The organism is Nocardioides potassii (genome assembly GCF_021648885.1).
GTDB classification, from domain to species: domain Bacteria; phylum Actinomycetota; class Actinomycetes; order Propionibacteriales; family Nocardioidaceae; genus Nocardioides; species Nocardioides potassii.
Genome location: NZ_JAKJHZ010000005.1, coordinates 949,318 through 974,721, shown reverse-complemented (window position 1 = coordinate 974,721; position 25,404 = coordinate 949,318). Strand labels below are relative to the sequence as shown.

Annotated in this window: 27 protein-coding genes, 1 tRNA gene and 1 riboswitch; of the genes, 24 read left to right on the top strand and 4 right to left on the bottom strand. The window is 72.3% G+C overall.

The window, feature by feature from the left end:
- Positions 1-120 precede the first annotated feature (120 nt).
- Genes L2K70_RS09240 through der form a run of 10 tightly spaced genes read left to right on the top strand, consistent with a single transcriptional unit; the run spans position 121 to position 8,121 of the window.
- The gene (locus tag L2K70_RS09240; RefSeq protein ID WP_236401567.1) at positions 121-957 is read left to right on the top strand and encodes a ParA family protein; all 837 of its coding nucleotides are present in this window, start codon (positions 121-123) and stop codon (positions 955-957) included.
- Positions 942-1,316, top strand: a complete 375-nt coding sequence (locus L2K70_RS09235; RefSeq protein WP_236401508.1) for a hypothetical protein — start codon at positions 942-944, stop codon at positions 1,314-1,316. The genes L2K70_RS09240 and L2K70_RS09235 overlap by 16 nt, the downstream gene beginning before the upstream one ends.
- The gene (locus tag L2K70_RS09230) at positions 1,313-2,251 is read left to right on the top strand and encodes a segregation and condensation protein A (protein ID WP_236401507.1); all 939 of its coding nucleotides are present in this window, start codon (positions 1,313-1,315) and stop codon (positions 2,249-2,251) included. The genes L2K70_RS09235 and L2K70_RS09230 overlap by 4 nt, the downstream gene beginning before the upstream one ends.
- On the top strand, positions 2,248-3,030 hold the full coding sequence (gene scpB, locus L2K70_RS09225; RefSeq protein WP_372477480.1) for an SMC-Scp complex subunit ScpB: 783 nt from the start codon (positions 2,248-2,250) through the stop codon (positions 3,028-3,030). Before L2K70_RS09230 ends, scpB begins: the two co-directional genes overlap by 4 nt.
- A complete protein-coding gene (locus L2K70_RS09220; protein ID WP_236401506.1) occupies positions 3,027-3,830 on the top strand; it encodes a pseudouridine synthase in 804 nt (267 codons plus the stop codon). Before scpB ends, L2K70_RS09220 begins: the two co-directional genes overlap by 4 nt.
- Positions 3,831-3,855: 25 nt before the next feature.
- Entirely contained in the window at positions 3,856-4,233 is a 378-nt protein-coding gene (gene aroH / locus L2K70_RS09215; protein WP_236401505.1) for a chorismate mutase, read from the top strand.
- Positions 4,226-5,329 carry a prephenate dehydrogenase gene (locus tag L2K70_RS09210; RefSeq protein WP_236401504.1) on the top strand — a complete coding sequence of 368 codons (1,104 nt, stop codon included), beginning with the start codon at positions 4,226-4,228 and terminating at the stop codon, positions 5,327-5,329. The genes aroH and L2K70_RS09210 overlap by 8 nt, the downstream gene beginning before the upstream one ends.
- 11 nt (positions 5,330-5,340) lie before the next feature.
- On the top strand, positions 5,341-6,003 hold the full coding sequence (cmk, locus tag L2K70_RS09205) for a (d)CMP kinase (protein WP_236401503.1): 663 nt from the start codon (positions 5,341-5,343) through the stop codon (positions 6,001-6,003).
- The gene (locus L2K70_RS09200) at positions 6,000-6,749 is read left to right on the top strand and encodes a lysophospholipid acyltransferase family protein (protein ID WP_236401502.1); all 750 of its coding nucleotides are present in this window, start codon (positions 6,000-6,002) and stop codon (positions 6,747-6,749) included. Before cmk ends, L2K70_RS09200 begins: the two co-directional genes overlap by 4 nt.
- Positions 6,742-8,121: a ribosome biogenesis GTPase Der gene (gene der, locus L2K70_RS09195; protein ID WP_236401501.1), complete on the top strand. Its 1,380-nt coding sequence runs from the start codon at positions 6,742-6,744 to the stop codon at positions 8,119-8,121. Before L2K70_RS09200 ends, der begins: the two co-directional genes overlap by 8 nt.
- Here the strand turns inward: der and L2K70_RS09190 are convergent.
- Positions 8,118-8,792 (bottom strand): M23 family metallopeptidase, encoded by a 675-nt coding sequence (locus L2K70_RS09190; RefSeq protein ID WP_236401500.1) that lies wholly within the window; start codon positions 8,790-8,792, stop codon positions 8,118-8,120. The two genes, der and L2K70_RS09190, sit on opposite strands and share 4 nt — an antisense overlap.
- A gap of 188 nt (positions 8,793-8,980) precedes the next feature.
- Between L2K70_RS09190 and L2K70_RS09185 the strand changes: the two genes are divergently transcribed.
- A tRNA-Pro gene (locus L2K70_RS09185) sits at positions 8,981-9,054 on the top strand.
- Between the two features lie 154 nt (positions 9,055-9,208).
- Positions 9,209-10,117: a calcium-binding protein gene (locus L2K70_RS09180; RefSeq protein ID WP_236401499.1), complete on the top strand. Its 909-nt coding sequence runs from the start codon at positions 9,209-9,211 to the stop codon at positions 10,115-10,117.
- 13 nt (positions 10,118-10,130) lie between these two features.
- On the opposite strand, the gene L2K70_RS09175 is transcribed toward L2K70_RS09180, so the two are convergent.
- Genes L2K70_RS09175 through L2K70_RS09165 form a run of 3 tightly spaced genes read right to left on the bottom strand, consistent with a single transcriptional unit; the run spans position 10,131 to position 13,713 of the window.
- A complete protein-coding gene (locus L2K70_RS09175) occupies positions 10,131-11,057 on the bottom strand; it encodes a threonine/serine dehydratase (protein ID WP_236401498.1) in 927 nt (308 codons plus the stop codon).
- Between the two features lie 34 nt (positions 11,058-11,091).
- Entirely contained in the window at positions 11,092-12,177 is a 1,086-nt protein-coding gene (locus tag L2K70_RS09170) for an ArsB/NhaD family transporter (protein ID WP_236401497.1), read from the bottom strand.
- A gap of 33 nt (positions 12,178-12,210) precedes the next feature.
- Entirely contained in the window at positions 12,211-13,713 is a 1,503-nt protein-coding gene (locus tag L2K70_RS09165) for a sulfatase family protein (protein WP_236401496.1), read from the bottom strand.
- A 246-nt stretch (positions 13,714-13,959) separates the two neighbouring features.
- On the opposite strand from L2K70_RS09165, the gene L2K70_RS09160 reads away from it, so the two are divergent.
- The 12 genes from L2K70_RS09160 (at position 13,960) to gcvP (ending at position 25,379) form a co-directional block, all read left to right on the top strand.
- A complete protein-coding gene (locus tag L2K70_RS09160) occupies positions 13,960-15,354 on the top strand; it encodes a hemolysin family protein (protein WP_236401495.1) in 1,395 nt (464 codons plus the stop codon).
- On the top strand, positions 15,351-16,415 hold the full coding sequence (locus L2K70_RS21630) for a hemolysin family protein (protein WP_236401494.1): 1,065 nt from the start codon (positions 15,351-15,353) through the stop codon (positions 16,413-16,415). Before L2K70_RS09160 ends, L2K70_RS21630 begins: the two co-directional genes overlap by 4 nt.
- A gap of 20 nt (positions 16,416-16,435) precedes the next feature.
- Positions 16,436-17,035, top strand: a complete 600-nt coding sequence (clsA, locus tag L2K70_RS09150; RefSeq protein ID WP_372477479.1) for a cardiolipin synthase ClsA — start codon at positions 16,436-16,438, stop codon at positions 17,033-17,035.
- On the top strand, positions 17,028-17,927 hold the full coding sequence (locus L2K70_RS09145) for a DUF881 domain-containing protein (protein WP_236401493.1): 900 nt from the start codon (positions 17,028-17,030) through the stop codon (positions 17,925-17,927). The genes clsA and L2K70_RS09145 overlap by 8 nt, the downstream gene beginning before the upstream one ends.
- Positions 17,924-18,256: a small basic family protein gene (locus L2K70_RS09140; protein WP_236401492.1), complete on the top strand. Its 333-nt coding sequence runs from the start codon at positions 17,924-17,926 to the stop codon at positions 18,254-18,256. Before L2K70_RS09145 ends, L2K70_RS09140 begins: the two co-directional genes overlap by 4 nt.
- Positions 18,249-19,010, top strand: a complete 762-nt coding sequence (locus tag L2K70_RS09135) for a DUF881 domain-containing protein (protein WP_236401491.1) — start codon at positions 18,249-18,251, stop codon at positions 19,008-19,010. Before L2K70_RS09140 ends, L2K70_RS09135 begins: the two co-directional genes overlap by 8 nt.
- Before the next feature lie 59 nt (positions 19,011-19,069).
- Entirely contained in the window at positions 19,070-19,456 is a 387-nt protein-coding gene (gcvH, locus tag L2K70_RS09130) for a glycine cleavage system protein GcvH (protein ID WP_236401490.1), read from the top strand.
- Between the two features lie 128 nt (positions 19,457-19,584).
- Complete coding sequence (locus L2K70_RS09125; protein WP_236401489.1) at positions 19,585-20,109, top strand: zinc-ribbon and FHA domain-containing protein; 525 nt, start codon at positions 19,585-19,587, stop codon at positions 20,107-20,109.
- A gap of 4 nt (positions 20,110-20,113) precedes the next feature.
- Positions 20,114-20,854 (top strand): transcriptional regulator FtsR, encoded by a 741-nt coding sequence (gene ftsR / locus L2K70_RS09120; protein WP_236401488.1) that lies wholly within the window; start codon positions 20,114-20,116, stop codon positions 20,852-20,854.
- A gap of 98 nt (positions 20,855-20,952) precedes the next feature.
- Entirely contained in the window at positions 20,953-21,420 is a 468-nt protein-coding gene (locus L2K70_RS09115) for a bifunctional nuclease family protein (protein WP_236401487.1), read from the top strand.
- A 228-nt stretch (positions 21,421-21,648) separates the two neighbouring features.
- Positions 21,649-22,233 (top strand): MerR family transcriptional regulator, encoded by a 585-nt coding sequence (locus tag L2K70_RS09110; RefSeq protein ID WP_443689303.1) that lies wholly within the window; start codon positions 21,649-21,651, stop codon positions 22,231-22,233.
- A 94-nt stretch (positions 22,234-22,327) separates the two neighbouring features.
- Positions 22,328-22,435: riboswitch (glycine riboswitch) on the top strand.
- A gap of 118 nt (positions 22,436-22,553) precedes the next feature.
- Complete coding sequence (gene gcvP, locus L2K70_RS09105; RefSeq protein ID WP_308195774.1) at positions 22,554-25,379, top strand: aminomethyl-transferring glycine dehydrogenase; 2,826 nt, start codon at positions 22,554-22,556, stop codon at positions 25,377-25,379.
- Positions 25,380-25,404 lie beyond the last annotated feature (25 nt).

The window sequence follows — 25,404 nt, the reverse complement described above, 5'->3', positions numbered from 1 at the left end:
CCCGCACCGTCCACCTTCCCCCGAGACGAGCCCTCCGTGACCCAGCCCCTTCCCTTCGAGCGCAGCGTCGTCGAGGAGCCGATCGTGGCTCCGAGCGACGCCACCCCGCTCGACGCCCCGATGGGTCCGACCGGCCGCCCCATGCCGCACTTCCCCGAGCCGCCGCCCGTGAAGCAGCACGGCAACGCGCGCGTGATCTCGATGTGCAACCAGAAGGGCGGCGTCGGCAAGACCACCACGACCATCAACCTCGGCGCCTCGCTCGCCGAGCTCGGCCGCAAGGTCCTGCTCGTCGACTTCGACCCGCAGGGCTCGCTGTCGGTCGGCCTGGGGCTCAACCCCCACGAGATGGACGCCTCCATCTACAACCTGCTGATGGACCGCGAGACCAAGCTCGGCGAGGTGATCGTCGGGTCCGGCATCGAGGGCATGGACCTGCTGCCCTCCAACATCGACCTGTCCGCGGCCGAGGTGCAGCTGGTGCACGAGGTGGCCCGCGAGCAGACGCTCCAGCGGGTGCTCGCTCCGGCGATCGCCCACTACGACGTCATCCTCATCGACTGCCAGCCCTCGCTCGGCCTGCTGACCGTCAACGCGCTGACCGCCTCCGACAGCGTGATCGTGCCGCTCGAGTGCGAGTACTTCGCGCTCCGCGGCGTGGCGCTGCTCAAGACGACCATCGACAAGGTCCGCGAGCGGCTCAACCCCAAGCTCGAGATCGACGGGGTGCTCGGCACCATGTTCGACGGACGTACGCTCCACAGCCGCGAGGTGATGGAGCGGCTGGTCTCGGCCTGGGGCGACACCGTCTTCCACACCGTCATCCGCCGCACCGTGAAGTTCTCCGACGCCACCGTCGCCGGCGAGCCGATCACGTCCTACGCGTCGTCGTCGACCGGCGCCAGCGCCTACCGCCAGCTGGCCAAGGAGGTGCTCACCCGGTGGCCCGCCGAGTGAGCATGCCGGCCGCGGACGACCTGTTCCGGCCGACGACCGGCGCTGACCAGGCCGCGCCGGAGCAGCGGCGTCCCCGCCGCGTCCGGGCCGTCGCGGACGACGCCCCGGCCGACGCCGAGGCCCAGGAGTCCGGGCTCAAGCGCCCCAGCGGTCGCGTCCGCCACGACGAGAAGATGACGGTGTACGTCACCGCGGACGAGCTGCTCGACATCGAGCACGCCCGGCTGACGCTGCGCCGCCACCACGGCCTGGCGGTCGACCGCGGCCGCCTCGTGCGCGAGGCGCTCGCCCTGGTCCTCGCCGACCTCGAGGCCCAGGGCACCGACAGCGCCCTGGTGCAGCGGCTGCTCGACGAGTGAGCCCCGAGCCCACCCCCGCGTCGGACACCGCTGCCGGCGGCACCGCCGTCCTCGAGCCGGGGAGCGAGGCGCCGGCGTTCGCCGTACGCCTCGACAACTTCGAGGGGCCCTTCGACCTCCTGCTCGGCCTGATCGCCAAGCACAAGCTCGACATCACAGAGGTCGCGCTCTCGCAGGTCACCGACGAGTTCATCGCGCACGTGAAGAACCTCGGCGACCACTGGGACCTCGAGCAGACGACGTCGTTCCTGGTCGTGGCGGCGACGCTGCTCGACCTGAAGGCCGCGCGGCTGCTGCCGCAGGGCGACGTCGAGGACGAGGAGGACCTCGCCCTGCTCGAGGCGCGCGACCTGCTCTTCGCACGGCTGATGCAGTACCGCGCGTTCAAGCAGGTGGCGTCGGTGTTCGAGGAGCGCCTCGCCTCGGAGTCGCGCCGCCACCCGCGCGCCGTCGGACTGGAGGAGCGCTTCGCCACGCTCCTGCCCGAGGTGCTGATCGGCATCGGGCTCGAGCAGTTCGCGCAGCTCGCGGCGCGGGCGATGGAGCCCAAGCCGGTGCTCGAGGTCTCGCTCCAGCACATCCACGCCGCCAAGGTGAGCGTGCGCGAGCAGGCGCAGCTCGTCGCCGACCGGCTCCGGCGCAGCGGCACCATGACCTTCCGTGCGCTCTGCGGCGACTCGCCCGACCGGCTCACCACCGTGGCGCGGTTCCTGTCCCTGCTGGAGCTGTTCCGCGAGGGCGCCGTGTCGTTCGACCAGGTGAGCCCGCTGGGTGAGCTCACCGTGCGGTGGACCGGCGCCGAGGAGGGTGACATCGAGATCACCGACGAATTCGACGGCGCCGACGCGGCCGACGATGATGCTGGGGTGACGCAGGACGGCGGGGCAGGCGACCGCGGGGACGACCGCGGGGACGACGAGGGAGCGGACGAGTGAGCGACCGGACCGACGCGGTGGACGCGGTGGACGCGGTGGACGCGGTGGACGTGGTGGACATGGTGGACGACGTCGACACCCTCTCGATCGCCGTGGCCGAGCTCCGCCCGGCGCTGGAGGCGATCCTGATGGTCTCGGACGAGCCGCTCGGGGCGGTGCGCCTGGCCTCCGTCGTCGGGCACCCGGTCGGCGAGGTCGAGGAGGCCCTGGAGGCGCTCGCCGCGGAGTACGCCGAGCAGGGCCGCGGCTTCGACCTGCGATCCGTCGCCGGCGGCTGGCGCTTCTACTCGCGCCCGGAGTTCGCCGGGGTCGTCGAGTCGTTCGTCCTCGACGGCCAGCAGGCCCGCCTGACGCAGGCGGCGCTGGAGACGCTGTCGGTGGTCGCCTACAAGCAGCCGGTCTCGCGGGCGCGCGTGTCCGCGATCCGCGGCGTCAACGTGGACGGCGTCATGCGCACCCTCCTGACCCGCGGGCTGGTCGAGGAGGCCGGCCAGGACGAGCAGAGCGGCGCCAACCTCTACCGCACGACCTCCTACTTCCTCGAGCGCATCGGCATCACCTCGCTCGACGAGCTGCCCGAGCTCGCGCCCTACCTGCCGGACATGGACGACCTCGAGGACGAGCTCGCCAGCGTCGCGGGGCTCGACGCACCCGCGGCCGAGCCCGGGGCTGCCGAGCCGGACCCGGCGACCCCGCCCGCGGCTGCCCACCCGTCGTCGCACCCGTCCCCCCACAGCGGCCAGGGCACCGAGCCGGACGGCGGCACCGAGGTCTCATGAAGCCCCACGACGCACCCGACAACCCCCAGCCGGCCTCGCAGCGCCCCGACGTCGACGACGACGGCCTGATCCGGCTCCAGAAGCTGCTCGCCCAGTCAGGGGTCGCCAGCCGGCGCAAGTGCGAGGAGCTCATGCTCGACGGGCTGGTCGAGGTCGACGGCGAGGTCGTGACGCGCCTCGGCACCAAGGTCGACCCCCGCACCGCCGTCGTACGGGTGCAGGGGAAGCGGTTGCCGCCGATCAGCGACAAGGTCTACCTCGTCCTCAACAAGCCCCGCGGTGTCGTCTCGACGATGTCCGACCCGGAGGGCCGGCGCACCCTCGGCGACCTCGTCGCGGACCGCCCCGAGCGGCTCTTCCACGTCGGGCGCCTCGACACCGACACCGACGGCCTGATCATCCTCACCAACGACGGCGACTTCGCCCAGCACCTCGCCCATCCCTCCCACGAGGTCGACAAGACCTACGTCGCGGAGGTCGAGGGCGAGGTGCACGTGCGGACGATCCGCGAGCTGCTCGCCGGAGTGACGCTCGACGACGGGCCGGTGAGCGTCAGCAAGGCGCGCGTGGTGGGCGGCGACCCGCGACGCGAGGGCAGCAACCGCTCCATCGTCGAGCTGACCATCCACGAGGGCCGCAACCGCATCGTGCGGCGGCTGATGGAGCACGTCGGCCACCCGGTGCGGCGGCTCACCCGGACCGCGATCGGCCCGGTGACGCTCGCCCGGCTGAGGTCGGGGGAGATGCGCGAGCTGACGATGGCCGAGCTCGGTGAGCTGATGGACAGCGCGCAGCTCTGAGCGTCGGCGCCACTAACCTGTCCCCGTGGCAGTGAGAGCAGTGCGCGGGGCGACGCAGCTGGAGCAGGACACCCGCGAGCACATGCTCGACCGGGTCGCCGAGCTCGTGACCGACGTGATGGAGGCGAACGACCTCGACGTCGACGACTTCATCTCGATCATCTTCACCGCGACCAGCGACCTCGTCAGCGAGTTCCCCGCCTACGCCGCCCGTCAGCTCGGCTTCTCCGACGTGCCGCTGGTGTGCGCCCGCGAGCTCGAGATCGAGGGGTCGATGCCCCGGGTCGTCCGGTTGATGGCCCACGTCGAGACCGAGCTGCCGCGCGCCGACGTCACCCACGTCTACCTCCACGGTGCCGCCAACCTGCGCCGCGACCTCAGCCGGACCACCAGCCATGACTGACTCCGCGCCGGAGGACTCGCTGCCGGCGCTCGTCGGGCCGGTCGAGGTCGTCGGGACGGGGCTGATCGGCACCTCGGTGGCGCTCGTGTGCCGTCGCCTCGGCCTCGAGGTCCTGCTGCGCGACACCTCCGCCGAGCACGTGCGTACGGCGACCGGGCTCGGCGCGGGCCAGGCCGCGACGTCCGGCGACCGACCACAGCTGGTCGTGGTGGCGGTGCCCCCGTCGGCCATCGCGGGAGCGGTCGTCGACGCGCTCGGGCGCACCGACGCGGTGGTGACCGACGTCGGGAGCGTGAAGTCGGCGCCCCTGGCCTCGATCGCCGCTCGCGTGTCGCCGCGCGAGCTCGCCCGCTACGTCGGGTCGCACCCGATGGCGGGCAGCGAGCGCTCCGGTCCGCTCGCCGCGAGCGCGGCCCTCTTCGACGGACGGCCGTGGGCGATCACCCCGCACGCCGGCTCCGACCCCGCAGCCGTCGGGCTCGTCGAGTCGCTGGTGCTCGAGTGTGGCGCGGCGCCGCTGCGGCTCGAGCCGGAGGAGCACGACCGGGCGGTCGCCCGGATCTCGCACCTGCCGCACCTGGCCGCCGTACTGGTCGCGGGGAGGCTGGCCGCCGCTCCCGCCGAGCACCTCGCGCTCTCGGGCCAGGGCGTCCGCGACGTCACCCGGGTGGCCGCGAGCGACCCGACGCTGTGGCAGCAGATCCTGGAGGCCAACGCCGGCGCCGTGCTCGACCTGCTCGCCGAGGTCCGCACGGACCTCGACGCCCTGATGGCGGCGGTGGCGTCCGGTGCAGGCGACGACGGCGGCCTGGTCGACATCCTCGAGCGCGGCAATGCCGGCACGGCGGCGATCCCCGGCAAGCACGGTGGTCCGGCGCGTCCCACGCGGTCGGTCTTCGTGTCGGTGCCCGACCACCCCGGTGAGCTGGCGCGGCTGTTCGGGGACGCCGGCGAGATCGGCGTCAACATCGAGGACGTCCACATCGACCACGACCCGGGCCGCCCCGTCGGCCTCACCGAGCTGGTCGTGGAGCAGGCGCGCGCGGAGCACCTGCTCGCCGCTCTCGAATCCCGCGGGTGGACGACCCACCGGTAATCTTCTCGCCCGTGACCAGCTCCCTCGTGATCGCCGTCGACGGCACCTCAGGCTCGGGCAAGTCGAGCACCTCGCGGGGCGTGGCCGAGCGGCTGGGGCTGCGCTACCTCGACACCGGGGCGATGTTCCGGGCGATGACGTGGTGGCTGCTGAGCGAGGGTGTCGACGTGCACGACGTCGCTGCCGTGGCGGCCGCGTCGAGCCGACCCCGCATCGAGTCCGGCACCGACCCGCTCGCGCCGACCATCACGGTCGACGGCCGCGACGTGTCGGTCGAGGTCCGCAGCGCGGACGTCAACGCCGCCGTCAGCCCGGTCAGCGCCGTGCCCGAGGTGCGTGCCCGCCTGCTCGACCTCCAGCGCGAGGCCATCGGCGACGGCGGGATCGTGGTCGAGGGTCGCGACATCGGCTCGGTCGTGTGGCCCCAGGCCGAGGTCAAGGTCTACCTCAGCGCAGACCCCGACGCCCGCGCCGAGCGCCGCGCGGCCGAGGAGGGCGGCGCCGACCTCGCCTCCACGCAGCAGTCGCTGCTCGAGCGCGACCGGATCGACTCCGGCCGCGCGACGGCGCCGCTGACGATGGCCGACGGCGCCGTGCACGTCGACAGCACCCACCTGACCCTCGACGAGGTCATCGAGACCATCGTCGGGCTGGCCACGTCCGCGCGACCGTGACCGACCTCCCCGCCAGCAGCGCCGAGCACCCTCGCACGCGCCTGCTGCGGGTGCTGCGGCCCGTCGCGGTGCGGGTGATGGGTCGGCGCTGGCCGGTCACCGTGCACCACCCCGAGCGCGTGCCCCCGAGCGGCGGCGTGATCCTCGCCGCCAACCACATCGGGCTCCTCGACGGTCCGCTGCTCGCGGCGTTCGCGCCGCGTCCGGTGCACGCGCTGACCAAGCGGGAGATGTTCGACGGCCGGCTGGGGGGCTTCCTCCGCGGGACCGGGCAGATCCCGCTCGACCGCTACGCGACCGACATCGGTGCGGTCCGGACCGCGCTACGGGTCGTGCGCGACGGGGGAGTGCTCGGCATCTTCCCCGAGGGCACCCGTGGCGGCGGCGACTTCCGCCGCTTCCACCACGGCGCGGCCTACCTCGCGCTGGTGACCGGTGCACCCGTTGTCCCCGTGACGCTGGTCGGCACGCGCGCCCCCGGGAGCGCCCGCTCGATCCCGGAGCCCGGCGACACGATCGACGTCGTCTTCGGCCGGGCGTGGCAGACGACACAGCAGCCGTGGCCCCGCACGCGGGAACAGGTGGCCGCCACCTCGGTGTTGTTGCGGGGACACCTGCTGTCCGAGCTGGACAGCGCCCTCTCGCAGACGCGCCGATCCTTGCCCGGGCCCCTTCCTGCGGGACAATCCGAGGACGACCCCGACACCGGGCTCGTCGAGCATGGAAATGAGCATCCGCATGACTGAGTACGACGCCGTCAGCGGCGAGCCCGGAGAGTCCGTCGAGCCCGGCGAGGCCACCGGCCCGACTCCCGTCCTCGCCGTGGTCGGCCGGCCCAACGTCGGCAAGTCCACCCTGGTCAACCGGATCATCGGTCGCCGCGAGGCCGTCGTCGAGGACCGCCCTGGCGTGACCCGCGACCGCGTCTCCTACGACGCCGACTGGAACGGTCGCGTCTTCACCGTCGTGGACACCGGCGGGTGGGACCCGGACGCCCGTGGGCTCGCCGAGCGCATCGCCGGCCAGGCCGAGGTGGCCGTGTCGCTGGCCGACGCCGTCCTGTTCGTGGTCGATGCGACCGTCGGCATCACCGACGCCGACGAGGCCGTCGTACGGATCCTGCGCAAGTCGGGCAAGCCGGTCGTGCTGGCTGCCAACAAGGTCGACGACCAGCGCACCGAGGCCGAGGCCTACGGCCTGTGGAACCTCGGCCTGGGCGAGCCGTTCCCGGTCTCGGCCCTGCACGGTCGTGGGTCGGGCGACATGCTCGATGCGATCCTCGCGGCGCTCCCGGAGACGCCGGAGCAGTCCTTCGAGGAGGTCGGCGGGCCGCGTCGCATCGCGATCGTCGGCAAGCCCAACGTCGGCAAGTCCTCCCTGCTCAACATGCTGGCGAAGGAGGACCGCGTCGTCGTCGACAACGCCGCCGGCACCACCGTGGACCCCGTCGACGAGATCATCCAGCTCGGCGACCGCACCTGGCGGTTCATCGACACCGCCGGCATCCGCAAGCGCGTCAACCAGGCCTCCGGCCACGAGTACTACGCCTCGCTGCGCACCTCGACCGCCATCGACCGCGCCGAGGTGGCCGTGCTGGTCCTCGACGCCAGCGAGTCGGTCTCCGAGCAGGACATGCGGATCATCCAGACCATCCGCGACGCCGGCCGCGCGATGGTGATCGCCTTCAACAAGTGGGACCTCGTCGACGACGAGCGCCGTCACTACCTCGAGCGCGAGGTCGAGCGCGACCTCGTCCAGGTGCGCTGGGCGCCGCGGATCAACTTCACCGCCCGCACCGGCTGGCACGTCGACCGGCTCGTCCCGGCGATCGACAAGGCCCTCGAGGGCTGGGAGACGCGCGTCGGCACGGGCGCCCTCAACACCTTCCTCGGCCGTCTCGTCGCCGAGCACCCGCACCCCGTACGCAGCGGCAAGCAGCCCAAGATCCTCTTCGGCACGCAGCCGTCGGTCGCACCGCCGACGTTCGTGCTGTTCACCAGCGGGAAGCTGGAGGCGTCCTACGAGCGCTTCATCGAGCGCCGGCTGCGCGAGGAGTTCGGCTTCGTCGGCACGCCGATCGTGCTCCAGCAGAAGCCGCGGGAGAAGCGCAAGCGCTAGGGGTCCAGCCCCGCTGCGCGCAGCCAGTCCATCGGGTCGATCGGGCTGCCGCCGCCGGGCCGTACCTCGAGGTGGAGGTGCGGACCGGTCGCGTTGCCGGTGGACCCGACCGTGCCGATGGGGTCGGCGACGTCGACGGACTCGCCCAGCCAGACCGACACGGCCGTCTGGTGGCAGTACCAGACCTCGGTCCCGTCGGGCAGCGTGACGATCGTCCGCAGTCCGTAGGGGCCGGCGTACGACACCTCGGTGACGACGCCCGCGGCGACCGCGACGATCTGGTCACCGACGTACGTCCCGAAGTCCTGGCCGCCGTGCTCGGCCTCCCACAGCGGCCCGGTGAGCCCGAATCCCGCCGAGAGCGAGTACGACGCCAGCGGCAGCACGGCGACGACGTCGTCCGGGTCGCCGTGGTAGCCGTACTGCGCGAGGACGGCCTTGCGGCCGAGGAGGGCCCGGTCCCGCGCGTCGGCCTGCCGGTAGAGGGAGGCGAGCCGGTGCTGGCGCTCGCGCACCTGCGCCGCCAGCTCGACGGCGTCGGCCTCGTGGCCGGGCGCCCGGACCACGGTGTCGGGTGTTGCCGCGTCGGCGCGCGGCGTTGCGACAGCCAGGCCCGTCGCGAGCGCGACGACGGCCACCGTCAGTCCGGTGCGGCGCAGCAGTGATGACATGGGAACCCCCACAGGTCGGGGCTCCGATGCTCCCCGCGCCGCGCCCCGGTCGCAGCCGGAACGCGTGGAAATGGCCCACTCGGGCCAGCCCGTGTGGTCGACGCGCAGGCCGGGTGGCCCGATTCATGGGCAGCGCCGGTGCTGCGGTAGTGTTCCCCTCGCTCCGCGGGCCTTGCGCCGGGGGCATTCGGGCTGTGGCGCAGCTTGGTAGCGCACTTGACTGGGGGTCAAGGGGTCGCAGGTTCAAATCCTGTCAGCCCGACCGAACGACGAGGGCCGTCTCCCACCGGGAGGCGGCCCTCGTCGCCTCCCGGGTGCGACCGCGTCATACCTTCGGACCCCGGCGCATGAAAGATCAACGAATGCCCTAGATCCTCGCTAGTTTCGTCGCAGACCACGAGTGACAGGGGATGCAGGTGAGACGTGCGCGAGCGATGCTCGGTGCGGTCGTGGCCGTCTCCGTCCTCGTCTCCTCGCCCGCCGCGGTCGCGAAGTCCATGCGTGGGTCGACGAAGGCGGACGTGCTCATGGGGTCCTCCCGGTCCGACCGCATCATGGGTCTCGGTGGCGACGACGTGCTCGGCGGGTACGGCGGCGACGACCGGATCTACGGCGGCAACGGGAACGACACCATCAACGGCGACGACGGGAACGACTGGATCACCGCCCAGCCCGGCGACGACTGGGTGGCGGGCGGTGCCGGCAACGACACGATCGACGGCGGGTCGGGCAACGACACGATCTACGGCGGTGAGGGAGACGACATCGTCTCCGCCAGCTCGGGCAACGACGTCGCGTACGGCGAGAACGGCAACGACATCCTCAACGGCGGTCCCGGCAACGACCGGCTGTTCGGAGGCGAGGGGGCCGACAAGCACATTGGCGGACCCGGCGACGACTGGATCGACGGGGGACCGGGAGACGACGGTGCGATCCAGGGTGGCCCGGGCAACGACGTCCTCATCGACGGCCCGGGCAACGACTGGCTGATCAAGGGCGACGAGGGTGACGACACCTTCTTCCTCGGCCCCGGCGCCGACAAGGCGTTCGGGGAGCAGGGCAACGACACGTTCTACGTGCTGCCCGACGGCTTCGTCGACAAGATCCGCTGCGACGACGGCGGCCAGGAGAACGGCACCGCGGACCGGGTCTACTTCGTCGGGTGGCGCGACCCGCTCGACGTCGTGGATCCCTTCGGCACCTGCGAGATCGTGGAGGTGATCGACCACCTCCCCGAAGGCTGGCCCTACGGCCCGGTCCCGGACCCGTCGACGATCTTCCCGAAGGCGCGCGCGCTCGACCTGCCGCCCCGCCACCGCCGCTGACGGCGCTCCGGACTCAGACCAGCGTCGCGGGATCGGTGTTGGCGCCACACACGACGACACAGACGCGCTCGCCGACAGCGGGGGAGTAGGCACCCGACAGGAGGGCGGCGTACGCCGTCGCCGCACCGTGCTCCGACGCGATCCGGTGGTCGGCCCACAGGCGCCGGCGTGCCTCGACGATGTCGTCCTCGCCGACGAGCACGGACACGGGCGGTTCCGCCCGCTGGGCGGCGAAGGCCACGTCGCCGACGCGACGCGCACCGAGGGAGTCGGCGGCGACGCCTGAGACCTCGACATCGACGGGCTCACCCGCCCGCATCGCCCGGTGCAGCGTCGGGCAGGCCGCGGGCTCGACGGCGACCATGCGGGCGCGTCCGCGGAGCGCGGCAGCGACGCCGGCGTAGAGGCCGCCGCCGCCCACCGCCACCACGACGGTGTCGATCGACGGCTCGTCCTCCAGGACCTCCTCGGCGAGCGTGCCGGCGCCGGCGGCCACCTCGGGCTGGTCGTAGGCATGGGCGAAGGCGGCGCCGGTCGCCTGCCCGAAGTGCATCGCGGCCGCGAGCGCCTCGGCGTACTCCGACCCCGTCCGCACGACCTCGGCGCCGTAGGCGCGGATCCGCTGCACCTTGACCTCCGGCGCGGCCTCGGGCACGAAGACCGAGGCCCGCACACCGAGCGCGCGGGCGGCGAAGGCGTGCGCGAGTCCCGCGTTGCCGCCCGACGCCACCACGATGCCGGCGTCACCGAGCTCGCCGCGCTCGATCGCCGCGAGCTGGCGGTTGAACGCCCCACGGGTCTTGAAGACGCCGCAGTGCTGGAGGTGCTCGAGCTTGAGCCAGGCGGGGTCCGTGCCGGACGGTGCGAGCAGGGGCGTACGTCGCACGCGGTCGCCGACGCGGTCCCGGGCAGCGAGCACGTCGTCGCGGGTGAGGAGCATGGGAGGAGTATCGGACCAGGGCACGACGGGGTCGTCAGCGGATGGCGAGCGTCGCCGCGCCCACGCAGACGGCCGCGCACAGGGCGCCCCAGCCCGCGAGCCGCAGCAGGGGCACCCGCAGCCCGGCCGACCGGCAGCGCTGGAGCCACAGCAGGGTGGCCAGCGAGGCCCAGGGGGTCACCAGGGCGCCCGCGTTGACACCGACGAGCGCGGCCACGAGACGACGTACGTCGTCGGCGGCGGAGGGCTCGACGACCAGGTAGGCCGGGAGGTTGTTGACGAGGTTGGCCAGGACCGCCGACGCGCCGGACAGGTGGAGCAGGTCGAGGGGCCGGGCGCCGGTCCCGACCGCGGGTGCCAGCCAGTCCAGCAGGCCCTCGGCCTGGGCGGCGCGGAGCAGGCCGGCGACCACCACGAAGGCGCCCGCCATCAGCCACGGCGGGCGCACCTCGTGCAGCAGCCCCGGTGCGCGCCACAGCGTGGCGACGAGGAGGACCGCGGCCGAGGCGACGGCGACGACCGCGGGCTCGAGACCGACGGCGAAGAGCGGACCGATCGCCAGCGACACCGCGGCCGCCACGACCAGCAGCACGCTGTCGTGCGGCTCGGCCGGCGGGTCGACGTCGTACGTGCCACGCAGGGACCGACGCTGCAGGACGGCGATGAGCAGCAGGGTCGCGACGATGGCCGCGATGGCGGGCGGCGCCGCCGTCCGCACGTAGTCGGCGTGACCCGCGCCCAGGTCCTCGAAGCGGTGGACGGCCAGGAGGTTGGTCAGGTTCGACACGGGCAGGAGGAGGGAGCCGGTGTTGGCGAGCCAGAGCGTGGTGAGGGCGAACGGCATGGGCGCGATGCCGGTCTGCTGGGCGATCGCCAGGCCCACGGGGGTGAGCAGCACGGCCGTGGTGTCGAGGCTCATCACGATCGTGCTGATGATCGCCAGCACCGCGAAGAGCAGCCACAGCAGCACCACGCGGTGCCGGGCGCGGCGCGCCATCGCGTGGGCCGCGACGTCGAAGACGCCGGCCAGCTGGGCGATCTCGGCCGTCACGGTGATCGCCAGGAGGAACACCGCCACCGGCAGCACCTGCACGACGACAGGGTGGAGGACCTCGGGCACGCCGGACATCATGGCAACAGGACGCGCGACGGGTCAGCGGGCGGCGTCGGACACCGGCTCGGGCAGGGGCCCGAACTGCTGGTTGCACGTCCACCCGGCGCAGGTGACGAGCTCGGACCTGCGGAGCTCGAGGGCGGCACGCACCGGTTCGTAGGCCGGGTCGTCGATCAGGTTGACCATCTCGTCGGGGTCGAGGAGCCGGTCGTACAGGAACCCGTCCGTGCCGTCGGTGCCGTAGAGGTAGCGGTCGGTGCGCACGCCGCGGTGCGACCAGCCGTCGCCGAGCGTGCGGCCGGTCTGGATGAGCGTGGTGTCGCGGAAGCCCTGGTCCTCGCCGTGCAGCGTCGGCAGCAGCGAGGTGCCGTCGACCAACCACTGCGGCGTGACACCGGTCAGGGCGGCGAACGTCGCGGGCAGGTCGACAAGGGTGACCGGGAGGGCGGAGGTGCTGCCGGGCGCGATCCCCGGGCCCCGGACGAGCAGGGGGACCTGGAGCGCCTCGTCGGTCAGCACGTCCTTGCCGATGAACCGGTGCTCGCCGAGCGAGTAGCCGTTGTCGGAGGAGAAGACGATGTAGGTGTTGTCGAGCACGCCCTCCTCGTCGAGGGTCTCGACGAGCGACCCGACGGCGCGGTCCACGGACTGCAGCGCCTGGAGCCGCGCGGTGTTCTCGGCGGCCACCTCCTGGCGCGAGGCGGGCGCGAGGTGGCGGAGGTAGGCGGGCTGGTCGCTGACGTCGGCCTCGTTGAAGGCGGGGTCGTCGAACGACGCCGGGCGCTGGTCGAGGAACGTGTCCTGGTCCTGCGGGGCGGCGGGCGGGAGGCCGCGACCCCCCTCCGGCGTGATCCGGTAGTGCGGCGCGAGGTGCCAGGCGTAGACGACGAAGGGGTCGCCGGACTCGGCGAAGTCACGCACCGCGCGGTTGGTGTGGTCCTCGATCACCGAGGTGATGTAGCTGCCGGTGTAGCGGTGCGGGTCGCCGTCGCCGGTCATCGAGAAGTTCACGTAGTCGTAGACACCGCGGGTCAGGGCGTCCCAGCGCGACCAGCCGGCCGGTCGGACGTCGTGCGGGCCGTAGCCGTTGAGGAACTTGCCCGTGAACGCGGTGCGGTAGCCCGCGTCGCGGAACCAGACGCTGGCCTCCTCGGTCGGGTCGAGCGCCTGGAACCCGCCGTGCACGCCGCGGTTGTGCTGGACGCCGTTGTTCTGCGCGTACTGGCCGGTCGCGAGCTGGGCGCGCGCGGGGCAGCAGAGCGGGTGGGGCGAGATCGCGTCGGTGAACTCCATGCCCTGGTCCGCGAGCAGCGCGCGCGTGATCGGCATGTGGTCGAGGTCGTCGTCGCGCATGTCGTCGGTGAGGACGAAGACGAGGTTGGGCCGCTGCTGCGGAGTCGCGCTCGGCTGCTGGGTGCCCTGCACCATCCGCACCGAGCCTGCCTCGGACGCGCGGGACCCACCGTCGGCGGTGACCGTGGCGAGCGCGGCCACGAGGACCACCAGGAGAGCAGCCGTGATCGACTGTGCCCACGCTCGCATCTACAGAAGTTCCTCGCCGCCCCGGACCAGGGGAGTCCCGGATGACGAACCCCTGATGTGCGCCCAGAGTAGGTGGCCGGCAGGCCCCTCCCCAAAGCGACACGACGACTGGGGTGAAGTCCGCGCCGACCGGTAGTCTGTGGGTTCGCCGCGACCCGGACCGGCCCCGACAGAAGGAACCACCAGCAGCGCCATGGACGGCAGTCGAAGTCCCCGCACGACCGCACCGAACGTCGGGTGCGCGTCGTGACCCCCCTGCTCCTGCTCCTCGTGTCCCTGGCCCTCGTGGTCGCCTGCGGACTCTTCGTCGCCGCCGAGTTCTCGCTCGTGACGGTCGACCGCCCGAGCGTCGAGCGCGCCGCCGCCGACGGTGACGAGGGTGCGCGCGGCGTCCAGCTCGCGCTGCGCTCGCTGTCCACCCAGCTCTCGGGTGCCCAGGTCGGCATCACCGTGACCAACCTGGCGATCGGTTTCCTCGCCGAGCCGGCGATCTCCGACCTCGTCGACGGCCCGCTGGCGGCCGCCGGCGTGCCCGACGGTGTCGTCACGCCGCTGTCCCTCGCGCTCGGCCTCGCCTTCGGCACCGTGCTCACGATGATCTTCGGCGAGATGGTCCCCAAGAACATCGCGATCGCCCGCCCCCTCGACACCGCCCGCACGACGCAGGGCTTCATGCGTGCCTTCACCGCGCTGTCGAAGGGCCCCATCCGCGCGCTCAACGGCTCGGCCAACGCGATCGTGCGTCGTCTGGGCATCGAGCCGCAGGAGGAGCTCCGGTCCGCCCGCAGCTCACAGGAGCTCGCCTCGCTCGTGCAGCGCTCGGCCGACCAGGGCACCTTGGACGCCGACACCGCCGAGCTGGTCGAGCGCTCGGTGGAGTTCGGCACCCGCACCGCCGGCGAGATCATGACCCCGCGCGTGCGCACCACGACGGTCGAGGACGGCGACCGCGTCTCGGCCGTGATCGACCTCGCCCGCCAGACCGGCCACTCCCGCTTCCCGGTCCTCGACACCGAGGACACCGTCGTCGGCACGGTCCACGTCAAGCACGCCGTCGCCGTACCCGTCCACGAGCGTGCGACCACGCGGATCAAGCACGTGATGGTGCGCCCCGTCGTCGTGCCCGACAGCCTGCGGCTCGACCCGCTCCTCGCGCTGCTGCGGCAGGACGGCTTCCAGATGGCCATCGTCCTCGACGAGTACGGCGGCCACGCCGGGATCGTGACCCTCGAGGACGTCGTCGAGGAGATCGTCGGCGACATCTCCGACGAGCACGACCGCCTGGGCGCGCGCATCCGCCAGCGCCGCGACGGCAGCTGGACGCTGTCGGGCCTCCTGCGACCCGACGAGGTCGAGGACGCCACCGAGATCGAGCTCCCCGACCACGAGGACTACGACACCGTGGGCGGCCTGGTCATGCGCGAGCTCGGCAAGATCCCCCAGCCGGGGGACCGTGTCGAGGTCGCGGTGCCCGACCGCGCCGACCCCCACGAGCTGCGGGAGCGGCTGGTGACGCTGACCGTCGAGCGGATGGACGGCCTGCGCATCGACCGCCTCGACCTGCGCGTCGTGGCCGGCCAGCCCGAACCGGAGTCCGGTCCCGGGGCGGCCCCCGCCCCGGCCGAGGGAGGTACCCGGTGAACGGCGACCTCTTCGGCGTCCTCCTCGCCGTCGTCCTGCTCGTGCTCAACGCGTTCTTCGTCGGCTCCGAGTTCGCGCTGCTCGCGGCCCGCCGCAGCCAGATCGAGCCACGTGCCCAGGAGGGCTCCCGGGCCGCCCGCACGACCCTGCGCGCGATGGAGAACATCTCGCTGGTCATGGCCGGCGCCCAGCTCGGGATCACCGTCTGCTCGCTCGGCCTCGGTGCGATCGGCGAGCCCGCCGTGGCCCACCTGCTGGAGCCGCTCTTCCACGCCACCCACGTGCCCGAGGACCTGCTCCACCCGGTCTCCTTCGTGGTCGCGATGTCGATCGTGGTCTACCTCCACGTCGTGCTGGGCGAGATGGTCCCCAAGAACATCGCGCTCGCCGGTGCCGACCGCGCCGCGATGGTGCTGAGTCCGCCGATGATGGTCATCGTCACCGTCCTGCGCCCCGTGATCGCCGGGATGAACATGGCCGCCAACGGCGTCCTGCGGCTGCTGCGCATCGAGCCCAAGGACGAGGTCCACTCGAGCTTCACGCGCGAGGAGGTCGCCGCCCTGGTCGAGGAGTCGCGCGGCGAGGGGCTCATCGAGGCGGAGGAGTACGACCGCCTCGCCGGCGCCCTCGGCTTCACCGAGAAGTCCGTCGAGTCCATCCTCATGACCCCCGACACGCTCGCCACCGTCGCGCCGGGCTCGACCGTCGCCGATGTCGAGGCCGTGTGCGCCTCGACCGGCTTCAGCCGCTTCCCGGTGGCCGCGCCCGACGGCGCCCTGCTCGGCTACCTCCACATCAAGGACGCGCTCGAGTCCGACGACGACAAGCGCTCGCGGGTCATCGAGGACAAGTGGATCCGCCCGTTCGCGACGGTCAACCCGACCGACCTGCTCCACGACGCCCTCGAGAGCCTGCAGGCCAAGGGCGCCCACATGGCTCGGGTCGTGCGTCGCGACGGTGAGGTGGTCGGCCTGGTGACGCTGGAGGACGTCCTGGAGGAGCTCGTCGGCGAGATCCGCGACGCCGCGCACCACGACGTGTCCGTCGCCGACGCACGCTGAGTGCTGGATAGGGTCTGGGCGTGACAGAGGAAGCGTCGCGCGTGTGGACCGTGCCCAACATCATCAGCGTGGTGCGGCTCGCCGGCGTCCCCCTCTTCCTGTGGCTGGTGCTGGGGCCCGAGGCGGACGCGTGGGCGCTCGTGGTGCTGATGGTCGCGGGCTTCACCGACTACCTCGACGGCTGGCTCGCCCGGCGGCTCGACCAGTACTCCCGTCTCGGCGAGATCCTCGACCCGGTCGCCGACCGGCTCTACATCCTCGCCGTCGTCGTCGGCCTCTACCTGCGCGACATCATCCCGTGGTGGGTGGCGCTCGCGCTGCCGCTGCGCGACCTGCTCCTGTGGGGGCTCGTGCCCATCCTGCGCACCCGCGGCTTCTCCGCACTGCCGGTCCACTTCCTCGGCAAGGCCGCGACGTTCAACCTCCTCTACGCCTTCCCGCTCCTGCTGCTCGGTGAGGGCGACGGCATCGTCGCCAACCTCGCGCGCACCTTCGGCTGGGCCTTCGCGTGGTGGGGGATAGGTCTCTACTGGTGGGCCGGCGTGCTCTACGCGTGGCAGGTCCGCACGCTGGTGCGCGACACCCCCCGACGTACGTCGCCCGCGGCAGACCATGGCTGACCGTGGGGCTGGCACCCGGGAGCGCCCGCCGTCCGGCGCCCCGCTGCCCGAGCACGTCACCACCCCGCTGCTGACGCTCATCACCGCCCGGTCGATGGACGAGGACTACGCCCACGTCGCCCGCAAGCGGGCCGAGGCGGGGGAGGCCCCGGCGTCGGCGGGCCGCCCGCACTGGGCGAGCGTCGTCGCGGTCGTCGCCCTGGGCGTCATGGCGGCCGTCGTGGCTGCGCAGACCGACCGGGAGGCCGGGGTCAACGAGCTCAGCAGGGCGGCCCTCGTCGAGCGCATCGACGCGCAGAACGACCGGGTCGCCGACCTCCAGCACGACGTCGGCCAGCTCACCCGCGCCAACCGCGACGTGGCGAGCAGCAGCACCACCGTCCAGGGGCAGCTCGACGGCATCGCTGCCCGCGTCGACCGGGCCGAGCTCACCACCGGCTTCGCCCCGGTGCGTGGTCCGGGCGTCCGGATCACCGTCGACAACCGCGAGGGCGTCGACGTCAACAACGAGATCCGCGACGAGGACCTCGCGACCCTGGTGGACGGCCTGTGGGCCGCGGGGGCCGAGGCTGTGGCGATCAACGACCAGCGGATCAACGCCCTGGGCGGCATCCGCAACACCGGTCGGGCGGTCCACGTCAACGGCCGACCGGTGCTCGCCCCCTATGTCGTGCAAGCCATCGGGGACCCCCGCTCGCTTCAGGCCCGGCTGCTCGGCACCAGCGAGGGCAAGGCGTGGTTTCTGCTGGTCGAGGGGCTCGACATGGTCTACCGGGCGGAGAATGTCGACGACATGCGTCTGCCGGCAGCACCCGAGCGGCCGCTGCGTGATGCAATCGAGCTCAACGCCGATCCCGAAGGCGTACCGGAAGGGGAGGGGAGCGCGCCGTGATCGCTGCGCTGGGCCTGCTGGTCGGCATCGTCGCCGGGCTGCTCTTCGCCCCCGACGTCCCCGTCGGCCTGCAGAACTACCTGCCGATCGCGGTCGTGGCCGCCCTCGACGCGGTGTTCGGCGGCCTGCGCGCCTACCTCGACGGCATCTTCGACGACAAGGTCTTCGTCGTCTCCTTCGTGAGCAACGTCGTCATCGCCGCCGCGATCGTCTACCTGGGCGACCAGCTCGGCGTGGGCGCGCAGCTGACCACCGGGGTGGTCGTCGTGCTCGGCATCCGCATCTTCTCCAACGTCGCCGCCATCCGCCGGCACCTGTTCCATGCCTGACACCGCGCCGGAGCACCGCCGGCCCGACCAGGAACCGCAGGAGGGGCGGATGCGCACCGCGCTCGCCCATCCCTCGCGCCGGCAGGTCGTGGTGGCGGTCCTCCTGGCCGTCCTCGGTTTCGCGTTCGTCGTGCAGGTCCGCGACAACGCGGCCAACGACACCTACTCCGGCGTGCGGGAGAGCGACCTCATCCAGGTCCTCGACGGCCTGACCGGGACCGCTGAGCGCGCCCGGCGCGAGGTCGACCGGCTCGAGGCCCGCCGCCAGGAGCTGCTGGACGAGTCGACCAACCGCTCGGCCGCGCTCGACGAGGCCGAGCAGCGGGTGCGGACCCTCAACATCGTCGCCGGCCTGGTGCCCGTCTCCGGGCAGGGCCTGCGTGTCACGATCACCGAGTCCACCAGCCGGGTGGCCGTCAGCTCCCTCCTCGACACGGTGCAGGAGCTCCGCACCGCAGGTGCCGAGGCGATGGAGTTCAACGACTCGATCCGCCTGGGTGCCGACAGCCACTTCGAGGACGCCGTCGGCGGCATCGAGCTCGACGGCCGCCTGCTCGAGTCGCCGTACGTGCTGGACGTGATCGGCGACCCCCACCTGCTCCAGACCGCGCTCGCCTTCTCGAGCGGTCCGATCGAGACGTTGCAGACCGAGGACGGCGCCACCGTCGAGGTCGAGGAGCTCGAGGAGGTCGAGATCACCAGCGTCCGCGAGTCGTCGCGACCTGGGTATGCGGAGCTCGACGACGGCCAGTAGCCTGCCGGACAGGCGCAGCCACCCCACCTCGCGACACCCATCTCAGGAGGAGCCCCACCGTGTATCCGGACGACCTGAAGTACACCAGCGAGCACGAGTGGGTCCGTACCCCCGGTGACGCGGAAGGATCGGTGCGCGTCGGCATCACCGACTTCGCCCAGGACGCCCTCGGCGACATCGTGTACGTCTCCCTCCCGCAGGTGGGCGACACCGTCACGGCCGGTGACACCTGCGGCGAGCTCGAGTCCACCAAGTCGGTCAGCGACATCTATGCGCCGGTCTCCGGCGAGGTGGTGGCGACCAACGGCGCCCTCGACTCGACCCCCGAGCTGGTCAACAGCGACCCCTACGAGGCGGGCTGGCTCTTCGAGGTCAAGGTCGCCGACGCCTCGCAGGTCGACGGCCTGATGGATGCCGCCGCCTACGAGTCGAGCGTCGCGGGCTGACGTCCGCGCCGGCTGACTCGCACCCGGTTCGTCGGGCCGCGGCCTTGCGCGGCTGATAGGTTCGCTGCAACCGTCAACCTCATCCCTCGGCTGAGGGTTGAGCGTCGATCCCGTCGAGGAGTCCACCCATGCCGTTCTGCACCGCCTGTGGCAAGCAGAACCCCGACGACGCACGCTTCTGTGCCCAGTGCGGCACCAAGCTGCTCGCCGGGGAAGACACCGGCTCCACCGCTGTGGCCAGCCCGGTCGAGTCCACAGCGACGATCACCTTCGGCGTCCCCGACCAGCGCGAGTCGTCCGACCGCCAGCTGAGCCCGGTCGACGCCGCCGCCGTGGACGCCCTGCCGGAGGGCCACGCACTCCTCGTCGTGCAGCGCGGCCCCAGTGCGGGCAGCCGCTTCCTCCTCGACACCGACGTCGTGGGGGCCGGGCGGCACCCGGACAGCGAGATCTTCCTCGACGACGTGACCGTGTCCCGCCGGCACGCGGAGTTCCGCCGCGCGAGCGGCGGCTACACCGTCAGCGACGTGGGCAGCCTCAACGGCACCTACGTCAACCGCGACCGGATCGACTCGGTCGCCCTCAACGACGGCGACGAGGTGCAGATCGGCAAGTACCGCCTGGTGTTCTTCTCCTCCCACCCGGACAGCTGAGCCGTTGACTGCCTCGACGTCCGCCGGCGCGAGTCGCGGCGCCCGCTACAACATCGGGCAGGTCCTCGACCAGCTCCGCCCCGACTTCCCCGGGGTGACGATCCCCAAGATCCGCTTCCTCGAGGAGCAGGGTCTGGTCAAGCCCGAGCGCACCGCCGCGGGCTACCGGAAGTTCTCCGGTGACGACGTCGCCCGGCTGCGCTACATCCTGCTGATGCAGCGCGACCACTACCTGCCGCTCAAGGTGATCGGCGAGCACCTCGACGCCATCGACCGTGGGATGGAGCCGCCGGCAATCGACTCGGTCGTCCCCACCGTCCCGAAGGTGGCGCTGGCCGCAGACGGCCTGCCCAGCCCGGAGTCGTTCCGCCGGACCAGCGACCTGCGGCTCTCGCGCCGCGAGCTGCTCAAGGTGGCCGGGATATCCGAGGAGCTGCTGGGCCAGCTCGAGCAGTTCGGCCTCGTCAGCGCCCACACCGGCACCGGTCACTTCGACAGCGACGCCCTCGTGGTCGCCCAGACCGCCCGTGAGCTCGCCGACTTCGGCTTCGAGCCGCGTCACCTGCGTGCGTTCAAGACGTCCGCCGACCGCGAGGTCGGGCTCGTCCAGCAGGTCGTCGCCCCCCTCGCGCGGGGTCGCGACGCCGCCGCTCGCGGCCGGGCCGAGGACGCCACGTCGGAGATCGCCGCCCTGTCGGTACGCCTGCACGCGACGCTGGTCAAGGTCGGCCTCGACCGCGGCTGACCCCCGACCGACCGTACGGTCCGGGACGCGCAGCGGACCCGAGCCGACCGTCGGAGACAGGGATCATCATCCTCACCGCACGTGGGTAGGGTGGCTGCATGCGCGAGATGGACGTCGTCGGAGTCCGGGTCGAGATGCCCTCCAACCAGCCGATCGTGCTGCTGCGGGAGGTCACGGGTGAGCGCTACCTGCCCATCTGGATCGGCGCCGTGGAGGCCACGGCGATCGCGTTCGCCCAGCAGGGAGTGACGCCCCCCAGGCCCCTGACCCACGACCTCATGCGCGACGTCCTGGAGGCGACCGGCCAGCGACTGGTCGAGGTGCGGATCGTCGACATGCAGGACAGCATCTTCTTCGCCCAGCTCGTCTTCGACGGCGGCGCGGAGGTCGGGGCCCGCCCGTCCGACTCGATCGCGCTCGCGCTCCGCACGGGCAGCCGCATCGTGTGCGCCGAAGCGGTCCTCGACGAGGCCGGTCTCGCCGTGCCCGCCGAGCAGGAGGACGAGGTGGAGCGGTTCCGCGAGTTCCTCGACCACGTCTCGCCCGACGACTTCGAGTCCCCGTAGGACCGCTGCTCGACCCTCACTCTCAAGTAGAGGTTGAGGGTTGCGACACGCCGCGTGGCGGATGGACAACCCGAACTCACGGGCTTACCTTGAGATGTCTTCGTTGTAACTCCACCGTTGTGGTGCCAGCCCGACCGGCTCACGCGGACCCTTCCCCCAGGAGTTGCTGCTCAGCGAAGGAACCGACGTGGAGGCTTGGCTGTGGCTAGCAACGAGAACGACCCGGGCGTGGATCCCGCCGTGGCGCAGGCTGCGGCCGAGGCCGCCGGTCTGGCCGAGGAGCAGGGGCTGCTCTTCGACGACGACGTGTCCCCGCTCCCGAGCGACACCGGCTACCGCGGGCCGACGGCGTGCAACGCCGCCGGCATCACCTACCGCCAGCTCGACTACTGGGCCCGCACCGGCCTCGTCGAGCCGAGCGTGCGCGGCGCGGCCGGCTCCGGCTCGCAGCGGCTCTACTCCTTCCGCGACATCCTGATCCTCAAGGTCGTCAAGCGGCTGCTCGACGCGGGCATCTCGCTCCAGCAGATCCGGACCGCCACCGCCCACCTGCGCGAGCGCGGCACCGACGACCTGACCCGCGTCACCCTGATGAGCGACGGCGCCTCGGTCTACGAGTGCACCAGCAACGACGAGGTCATCGACCTGCTCCAGGGCGGTCAGGGCGTCTTCGGCATCGCCATCGGTGGCGTCTGGCGCGAGATCGAGGGCACGCTGGCCGAGCTGCCGAGCGAGCGGACCGCCGACGAGGCGCCCGCCACCGTCGCCGGCGACGAGCTCGCCGCGCGTCGCGCCGCCCGTCAGACCGGCTGACGCACCCACACCACCCCGCACGTCGCGGCGAAGCCGCCCGGTCACCGGGCGGCTTCGGTCATTTCTGTTGCGTATCGCTAGACTGACGGCGCCGACATCCCGTGCGGGAGAGTCGTTGCGGCGGGTCCTCGGACCGGTCGCAGTGCGCCGAAGGGGCAAATCCTCCCGGAACCTCTCAGGCACCCAGGACCGCACGGGTTGGCACTCTGGAGGCCTCCTGGCCGACAGTGGGGAGGTCAGCCGAGTGACCTCAAGGAGTGCCCGTGCCGGACCCCACCCCCTCCCACGACACCTCGAGCGACGTCTCAGGCGACAGCGCGGTGCTCGGTGAGTTCGTCGCCCGCCACATCGGGCCGGACGATGCCGCCGTCTCTCACATGCTCGAGGCGATCGGCCACGAGTCGCTGGAGTCACTGATGTCGGCCGCGGTCCCCGGCGGCATCCGGACTGCGGCGGCGCTCGACCTGCCCGACCCGCTCGACGAGGAGGCCACTGCCCGTGCCCTGCGCACCCTCGCCTCGCAGAACCGACCCGCCGAGGCGATGATCGGCCTGGGCTACCACGCGACGATCACCCCGGCCGTCATCCGGCGCAACGTGCTCGAGGACCCGTCCTGGTACACCGCCTACACGCCCTACCAGCCGGAGATCTCCCAGGGCCGGCTCGAGGCCCTGCTCAACTTCCAGACCGTCGTCGCCGACCTGACCGGCCTGCCCACCGCCAACGCCTCGCTGCTCGACGAGGGCACCGCGGCTGCCGAGGCGATGACGCTCGTGCGCCGGGCGCAGCGCAACGCCTCCGGCCCGTTCGTCGTCGACGCCGACGCGCTGCCCCAGACCATCGACGTGGTCCGCACCCGTGCCGAGGGCCTCGGCATCGAGGTCGTCGTCGCCGACCTCGCCGACGGCCTCCCCGACGGCGACGTCTCCGGCGTCCTGGTGCAGTACCCGGGTGCCTCCGGAGCGGTGCGGGACCCCCGCTCCGTGATCGACGCCGTCCACGAGCGCGGCGGCCTCGCCGTCGTCGCCGCCGACATCCTGGCCCTGACCCTGCTCGAGGCACCCGGCACGTTCGGCGCCGACGTCGTCATCGGCTCGTCCCAGCGCTTCGGCGTCCCCTTGTTCTACGGCGGACCGCACGCCGGCTTCATGTCCGTCTCGGCGGGCCTGGAGCGCCACCTGCCAGGCCGGCTGGTCGGCGTCTCCGTCGACGCCGAGGGCCGTCCGGCCTACCGGCTCGCCCTGCAGACGCGTGAGCAGCACATCCGGCGTGACAAGGCGACCTCCAACATCTGCACCGCGCAGGTGCTGCTGGCCGTCGTCGCGTCGATGTACGCCGTCTACCACGGGCCCGACGGCCTGCGTCGCATCGCCCAGCGGACCCACGACCACGCCAGCCGGATCGCGGCCACCCTGCGCGCCGGCGGCGTCGAGGTCGTCAACGACACCTGGTTCGACACCCTGACCGTGTCGGTGCCCGGTCGTGCCGCCGAGGTCGTCGGCGCCGCCCGCAGCGACGGCCTGCACCTGAGGCTGGTCGACGAGGACCACGTGGGCCTCTCGACGTCCGAGCGCACCAGCCCGTCCACGGTCGCGGCGGTGCTCCGCGCGTTCGGCGTACCGACCGGCGGCGACTCCGACACGGCGTCCGGCCTGCCGCAGGAGCTGGCCCGCACCACCGACTACCTCACCCACGAGGTCTTCAACTCCCACCGCAGCGAGACCCAGATGCTGCGCTACCTGCACAAGCTCTCGTCGCGCGACTACGCGCTCGACCGCGGGATGATCCCGCTCGGCTCGTGCACGATGAAGCTCAACGCCACGACCGAGATGGAGCCGGTGAGCCTGCCGGGCTTCGCCGACCTCCACCCCTTCGCGCCCGCGCAGGACGCGACCGGCTACCGCGAGCTCGTCGACGACGTCGAGCGCTGGCTCGCCGAGGTCACCGGCTACGACAAGGTCTCGGTGCAGCCCAACGCCGGCTCGCAGGGCGAGCTCGCCGGGCTCCTGGCGATCCGCGGCTACCACCGAGCCAACGGCGACACCGAGCGCAACGTGTGCCTGATCCCGTCGTCGGCCCATGGAACCAACGCGGCCTCCGCGGTGATGGCGGGCATGAAGGTCGTCGTGGTGAAGGCTTCCGACGACGGGTCGGTCGACCTCGACGACCTGCTCGCCAAGTGCGACCAGCACGCCGACACCCTGGCCGCGATCATGGTCACCTACCCCTCGACCCACGGGGCCTACGAGGACACGATCACCGACCTCTGCAAGATCGTGCACGACCACGGCGGCCAGGTCTACGTCGACGGAGCGAACCTCAACGCGCTGCTCGGCTACGCCCGTCCCGGCGAGTTCGGTGGCGACGTGTCGCACCTCAACCTGCACAAGACGTTCTGCATCCCGCACGGCGGCGGCGGCCCGGGCGTCGGACCGGTCGCGGTCCGCGAGCACCTCGCGCCGTACCTGCCCTCGCACGCCTCGCACCCCGAGGACTCCAAGCGCGTCGGCATCGGCCCGATCAGTGCCGCGCCCTACGGCTCCGCCGGGATCCTGCCGATCACCTGGGCCTACATGCGGATGATGGGCGGCCCGGGCCTCACCCGGGCGACCGCCGTCGCGGTGCTGTCGGCCAACTACATCGCCCACCGCCTGAGCGAGCACTTCCCGGTGCTCTACCGCGGCCACGGCGACCTCGTCGCGCACGAGTGCATCCTCGACCTGCGCGGGATCTCCAGGTCGAGCGGCGTCAGCGTCGACGACGTGGCCAAGCGGCTCGTCGACTACGGCTTCCACGCACCGACCATGTCGTTCCCGGTCGCGGGGACGCTGATGGTGGAGCCGACCGAGTCCGAGGACCTCGCCGAGATCGACCGCTTCTGCGACGCGATGATCGCGATCCGCGGCGAGATCGCTCGGGTCGAGGCGGGGGAGTGGACGCCGGAGGACTCGCCGCTGCGCCACGCGCCGCACACGGCCCGCGCGCTCGTCGGCGAGTGGGACCGCACCTACTCCCGCGAGGTCGCGGTGTTCCCGCAGGGCATCGACCCCGACAAGTACTGGCCGGCCGTGGCCCGCATCGACCAGGCGTACGGCGACCGCAACCTGGTGTGCGCGTGCCCGCCGCCGGAGGCATTCGCGGACTGAGTACTCGCGGCGACCGGCCGCAGCT

Bases quoted from the DNA above. Each gene is read 5' to 3' on its own strand.
- L2K70_RS09240 (WP_236401567.1), top strand. From the start codon at position 121: ATGGGTCCGACCGGCCGCCCCATGCCGCACTTCCCCGAGCCGCCGCCC.
- L2K70_RS09220 (WP_236401506.1), top strand. From the start codon at position 3,027: ATGAAGCCCCACGACGCACCCGACAACCCCCAGCCGGCCTCGCAGCGC.
- L2K70_RS09210 (WP_236401504.1), top strand. From the start codon at position 4,226: ATGACTGACTCCGCGCCGGAGGACTCGCTGCCGGCGCTCGTCGGGCCG.
- der (WP_236401501.1), top strand. From the start codon at position 6,742: ATGACTGAGTACGACGCCGTCAGCGGCGAGCCCGGAGAGTCCGTCGAG.
- L2K70_RS09190 (WP_236401500.1), bottom strand. From the start codon at position 8,792: ATGTCATCACTGCTGCGCCGCACCGGACTGACGGTGGCCGTCGTCGCG.
- L2K70_RS09175 (WP_236401498.1), bottom strand. From the start codon at position 11,057: ATGCTCCTCACCCGCGACGACGTGCTCGCTGCCCGGGACCGCGTCGGC.
- L2K70_RS09165 (WP_236401496.1), bottom strand. From the start codon at position 13,713: ATGCGAGCGTGGGCACAGTCGATCACGGCTGCTCTCCTGGTGGTCCTC.
- L2K70_RS09145 (WP_236401493.1), top strand. From the start codon at position 17,028: ATGGCTGACCGTGGGGCTGGCACCCGGGAGCGCCCGCCGTCCGGCGCC.
- L2K70_RS09135 (WP_236401491.1), top strand. From the start codon at position 18,249: ATGCCTGACACCGCGCCGGAGCACCGCCGGCCCGACCAGGAACCGCAG.
- L2K70_RS09125 (WP_236401489.1), top strand. From the start codon at position 19,585: ATGCCGTTCTGCACCGCCTGTGGCAAGCAGAACCCCGACGACGCACGC.
- L2K70_RS09115 (WP_236401487.1), top strand. From the start codon at position 20,953: ATGCGCGAGATGGACGTCGTCGGAGTCCGGGTCGAGATGCCCTCCAAC.